Source organism: Endozoicomonas sp. YOMI1, from assembly GCF_024606345.1.
GTDB lineage: Bacteria > Pseudomonadota > Gammaproteobacteria > Pseudomonadales > Endozoicomonadaceae > Endozoicomonas.
Map to the genome: position 1 here is coordinate 1 of NZ_JAHHPM010000302.1, position 5842 is coordinate 5842.

Below are 5842 nucleotides of genomic sequence, written 5' to 3' on the forward strand. Positions count from 1 at the left end.
ATGCTCAGGTTTAGATAACTTTGAGTAGGTTTGAGCAAGTTTTTAGGAGCGGTTTGAGGCAATTACTGAAGAGGGCAGGAACTTATCGAGCACGCTACAGAGCACAGCGCACCATGCAATTGATAATGACTCTTGCTGGAGCGTCCAGGCACTGATACCCATAGAGCACACACTCGTTCCCATGCCCCGCGTGGGAACGAGAAGCATAGCACCTGCCCAGGCTAACAGACTCGGTCCGGTTCCACTGGTGCAGCCACCAGATTTTGGGGAACCTTCCGGTATTTTTTTTGTCCTAGACATAAATAAGTTCGTTTCAACCAGGCGGAACCTCACACCCGTGCAGCACGACAATTCCAGAGTTCAGATTACGTTATGATGCCACCTTCAAATAATTTCCACTTAGCCACCAGCCCTTACCCCACTGGAGGTCCTGTCGATCTATTCAATGATAATGCATTAATGGTTCGGGCAGTTGATGTTGAAACAGCCAGGGGGCAGGGCTGGCAATATCGGCCGGTTACCTTGCTGGGTCCCCAATGCAACAATCCCGTTTCGGAGGATCCCGGTGATAAGAGGATATTGAAGGGATATCCCTGGGCATTGGCCATGCTAAAACCAGTTGACAGATTTAAGATGCTCTGGAGCTTCAAAAGAGATGCTATGTCCAATGGCCAGGGTGAGGAGGCCAGATCCACGCATTTGAGAACACGATCAATAAAAAAAATCACTGATTGGGCAACGCTTGATTCAAAACTGCGGGAAATAAAAGACAGGCAAACCTCAATTTTTCAGCTTACGTCTTCCGGGCATTTGGGCAAGGGCGGCTATTTACTTCACCAGAGTTCCAGAATTAACAACGAAGACAAAACCTTCCCCGAAGTTATCTGCCACCTTAATTTTGATTTGATGCACAGCGGCTATCTTCTGGATTTTGCCAGAGAAGCAACGTTTGGCAGAATCGCTGACATGATGAAAAGTATACTGGTGCTGGAACTGGGAGGCGATGTAGAAGAAGGTGATGTCAGTGACGCCGAGGAGTTTCCCCAGCCCGTCAAACTGTCTGTGTACGACAGCGCCCGGAACAAGCTGTTCCCCCCGGTGGAACTGCGGCGCAATGACATTGAGACGATCATGGCTAACGCCAAACTGCTGGCTCAATATGCCAGTGCCGTTGGCCAGGGTTGCTCACTGTTCAACCTGTTGGCTCAGTCCGGCTGTGACCGGTTCCTGAAGTTACTGGGTAATATTCCGGAAAGTGTCAAAGCCGTCGCCGGGTTACGCGACTGTGTAGATCTGGAAACCCTGTCAACCATCATCCAGCAACTGGACGCAATTCAGTTACCGGTCTTTCAGGCAGTCCTGGATGCAGCAAAGTCAAATAACATCAATTTGCCTGAATCGCTAATGACAGATTTGCTGGATAGTCATGTTTTCAGGGTTCCTGAAGCTTTGTTTTTTCTGCATAAATACAAATTTACTCTTCAGGAATTGCCTGTCGACAGAACTCGATTGCGGGAAATAAAATCGGCTTTTAGCATTCAGGAGGTGATTTGCAGAGAGTTACTGAAACATAATTTTTTTGTCCCGATCCTGATCTCTCCCTTCCATTTGATCCTATACAATCCTCTGCTGGCCTGTTTGCTGGTGGCCCATGGATCCAGAGTTTACATTGAGAAACATTTTCGCGGTCACCTTAAGTTTGCCCTGCAAATATTAATGGCCGCCAGGTATTTCGGCCAGGTGAACCTGCTGACCAGTGAAGAAGTCAGGATTATTTGCCATGAGATACTGTGGGCAATGTTCTGTTACCGGCAGTTCGATCCCTGGTATATCCCCCCTGAAGATAGAACTGGGAAATCGGCATCAGTTGACACCGTACGGTCTGAATTTGATGACATGGTATGCAGGCTGAAAAGTTTTTTTGCCAGTCAGCCCGAAAGCAGAGGTGCCGATTGGGTCAGCAAGCAGTGCCGGGAACTGCTCGGTGCAGAGATATATAACCAGTTTTATCTGGACAAAAAGGCGGACGGGCAAATGCTGCGGGACTACCTGGAAAGAGGCTTGTCACCGCAACGGTACAGTGATGCCAGGCTGCTTGAGCATTTACGGAACCTGTCAGTGTTACCAACGCCCTCAAACAGTTTATTAAAGGGCTCAATCTATCTCTCTGACTTATCACATGTGGTAAATAGTCAAGCGGTTTTTAATTCAGTTAACAAAGAGTCCGGCCACAACGACTGGTTAAGTGAATTGCTGACATCCGCACCAACCTTCTTACCCGATGAAATCCAGCGTATTGGCCGCTATCGGGCCACCATCAGGGAAGTTGGTCTGCATTACTACCAGTACCCCCATCCGACCAGGGCAACCATCATACTGGCTAATGGTCCACAACCCTATTACCGCGAATTTCACGGACTGGATCACGCCATGCGCACACAGCTGGCCACCGAATTCCTCCTGGATGACCGGGTGTTGCCGTGCTTTCATAAGCCATTCGAGGAGTTATTGCGCAAGCATCCCGCGTTGCAGGAGTTACTGCCCATTGCCGAACTCTACCACGATGCGGTGGCTGAAGATGAGTATAAAGATGTTGAAGAACTGCGGGCTGCTGAACTTTTCCAGCGTGATATGGCCACGTTGCATGAATACCCCGACCAGCTGATCAGCCTGGTGGCCAGTGCGCTGAGAAATAAAAACAGCAATAAGATGCAATCGGTCACAGCACCATTTACATCCGATAACCAATGCTCGGAAGAAGAGTTATTACTGCGTCAGGTACTGCGATTCGGGGATATTGTCGATATCCTCAGGGTAATACCACCCAGGGATGACTTTCCCGGGATCCGGCTGACACCGGGTTCAGGGAAACCTGTGAATAATGACTATTTCAACCCGGAAGCGATTGAGTTACTGACGGTGGTCGATAATCCCGATTTCACCTTGCTTGTCCAGGCTTCACTGGTGGGTTTTCGCCATCTGGGCTGCATCACCGGAGGCTGGCACTATAACAAGGCCAATCTACTCTCAGATAAATACCACTTGGTCGTGGACAACCATCAGCGACGATTGATGATTGAGCAGGCTGCTGAGCCTTATCAATGCATGCACCAGAGCCTGGACGATCTTGTTCGGCTGGTTATCGCAAAAAGAGCAGGCATCGAGATCTGCCGGGATGAGCATCCCAAACGGTCCGGGAATCCCGGGGTACCTGATTGCTGGAACTCGACAATCGGTTTCGGTGGTGCCTATCAAAAACTCCACAATGAACAGGAACTGCGACAGATTGCCTTATCACCGGAGATGACCCTGTCGGAAAAGATTATTGTTGCTGCCGATGATCCTGACCTGGAAAAGTTTCTATCTCACGCCACCTCAGAGGCACTCGGTAAAGAGAGGTTTCGGCTGCAGCACAAAGGTATCCTGCCTGACATTGGTACCCCCTCACAATCTGATCTGGAGTTTATGTTCAAGAAGCCAGACTGCAAAGGTGCCCGGATAATGGCTGAGCGGGAGATTCGGGTGAAACGTGCCAAGCATGAGGGGTATTCCTTTTACCGCATGGTGCCCGCACGCAAAAGACGGTGCATCAGACACGACACTCTAAAACAGCAATAACGGACGCATACGAATTTAAATTCAGTGAGACCCTTGATAATGTCCATACCTCAGACGGAAGCAAGCATTGGTTCGTCAGTATTTCAGCCACTGGCAGGCCGCAAGAAAGAGAAATATGATCCTGTTGCTGCATTTAATAGCCAGTTTGGTGGGATGATGGTTCGTGTTGTCAATGCATCAGAAGCTGCCGGTTCAGGCGATCAATACAGGCCTGTGAGTTTATTGTACCCTGGTACCCAATACGCGGTTGAAGCCAAGCGGCTGAATCAATTTGGAACCAGGCCAGACCAGGTCATTACGGTTCTGAAACCTGCGCCCGACTGCCGAATGCTCTGGGCTTATAAAAAAGATATCGGTTCGAATGCCTCGGGGGAACCATGTTGCAACTTCATAAACACCAAGAAAATTACCAGTTGGGAGGTTTTAGGAGAGAAAATAGTCGAGAGGGAGCGCAGAAAGCATTCCCTGTTTAGCGGATCACCTTTTTCATTAACCTCAGGGCACCTTGGTGTGAATGGCTATTTACTGCACCAGCCGTGTGAACGTTTCATTGCAGGAGCAGGCAAATATCCGGAAATTCTCTGTCAAATTAATTTTGACAGCATGCACTATGGCTATCTTCTGGACTTTGCCAGGGAGTTTTCTTTTCGTCGTCTTGAAGAAGTCATGGGCAATATTCTGACGCTTGAGCAAAATAAAGGTAACACGTCCGGTGATGAGTTCCGTGAACCGGTAAAACTGTGCCTGTACAACAGCCACCAGGGCGTGTTGTCCCCCCCGGTGGAATTCAGCCGTACACAAGTACTAATACTGCAGGGCAACATCCATGCCTTCTCCCAATATGGCAACTTCACTGGTCAGGAACTCAGGCTTTACCAGTTATTGAGTCAGTCCGGTGGTGAACGATTTCTGCAGCTGCTGGAAAATATCCCGGAGCAGGTCAGCACGGTATCAGCGAGCGTCCAGGAACTTGGTACCGACATCAAAGCCATCCTGACAGCGATCGAGAACTATGATTCAGCAACGTTCTTAAGTGAACTTTCAGCCATGGCTGACGGGGTCAAAAGTAAAGTTGGTTTACCGAAGGTATTATTGGAAGCTTTGCTTGAGCAGACCCCGTTTCATAAACATTTTCCCTGGTTATATTATGATTTCGAAATACACGACAACGAAAGCTGGGATTACATTTTCGAGCAGGCTAAACCCACCTTTGCCGCACAAGCGGTCATCTGTCGGGAGTTATTAAATAACAAATTGTTTGTTCCCTATTTATTAGGGTACAAGGAATCAACACCTATCCACTGTAATCCACTGGTGTGTTGCCTGCTGATCGCTTACGGCGCAAGAATCTATCTCCATTATCAAACGTCAACCCAGCTTGCAGATCATCTTGAAATATTAATATCTGCCAATCATTTTCTCAGGGCGAATCTGTTGACCGACGATGAAGCCAATACCATTCGTCACGAGGTGCTGTGGGAACTTCTTTGCAATGATGGGGACGGCCCCGTTACTAAACATTATTTGATAGCAAATAGAGTATTGATCCTGAGGAAAGCATTGCACGATCATTTCAACAACCGGCAGCTGGATAGTTCAGGGCTACATCGGGAGGCTGCTGGACTGCTTGGCGTGGAGTTTTATGATCACTTTTTTACCAATGAGCCGGTTTATGGGCGTGCAGTAAAAGAATTTTTGGAAAAGGGATTTTCAACCCGGCGATACAGTGACGAGCAGTTACGTGAGCATTTAAAGAGTACAGCGACTCTCAATCGATCCATTGATCAATGGCTTAGTATTTTTCTGGGGGAATATTACTATTGTAATCCTGCCGTTGTGGTCCGGCGAAGGGAACAAGGGGAATGCCAGCCCGACTGGCTGGAGAATTTTCTGGCATCACCGCCAACCTTTGAGGGCATGGAATACCTGCCTGATGGCCGCTATGGGTCAATTACCCGGGTGGTCGGTCAACATTATTACCAGTTTCCCCATCCCAACAGGGCACAAACCATTCTGGCGAAGGGCATACAACCCTATTACCGCAAATGGCACGGACTGGATCACGCCCTGCGCACACAGCTGGCCACCGAATTCCTCATGGATAATCAGGTTTTGCCAGACTTTCATAAGCCATTCCGGGAATTACTGCTGAAGTATCCACAATTGCAAGAGTTACTGCCCATTGCCGAACTCTACCACGATGCGGTCGCTGAAGATGAGCATA

2 protein-coding genes are annotated in these 5842 nt (G+C 48.6%); both read left to right on the plus strand.

The window, feature by feature from the left end; translation table 11 throughout:
• The first annotated feature begins 372 nt into the window (after positions 1–372).
• Positions 373–3618 (plus strand): hypothetical protein, encoded by a 3246-nt coding sequence (locus KDK15_RS10695; protein WP_257295348.1) that lies wholly within the window; start codon positions 373–375, stop codon positions 3616–3618.
• Positions 3619–3657: 39 nt separating this feature from the next.
• Positions 3658–5842: hypothetical protein (locus KDK15_RS10700; protein WP_257295349.1), on the plus strand; the 2185-nt coding region annotated here is incomplete at its 3' end.

What these genes read in the sequence shown, in the direction of transcription:
- KDK15_RS10695 (WP_257295348.1), top strand. Translation starts at nt 373, where the DNA reads ATGATGCCACCTTCAAATAATTTCCACTTAGCCACCAGCCCTTACCCC.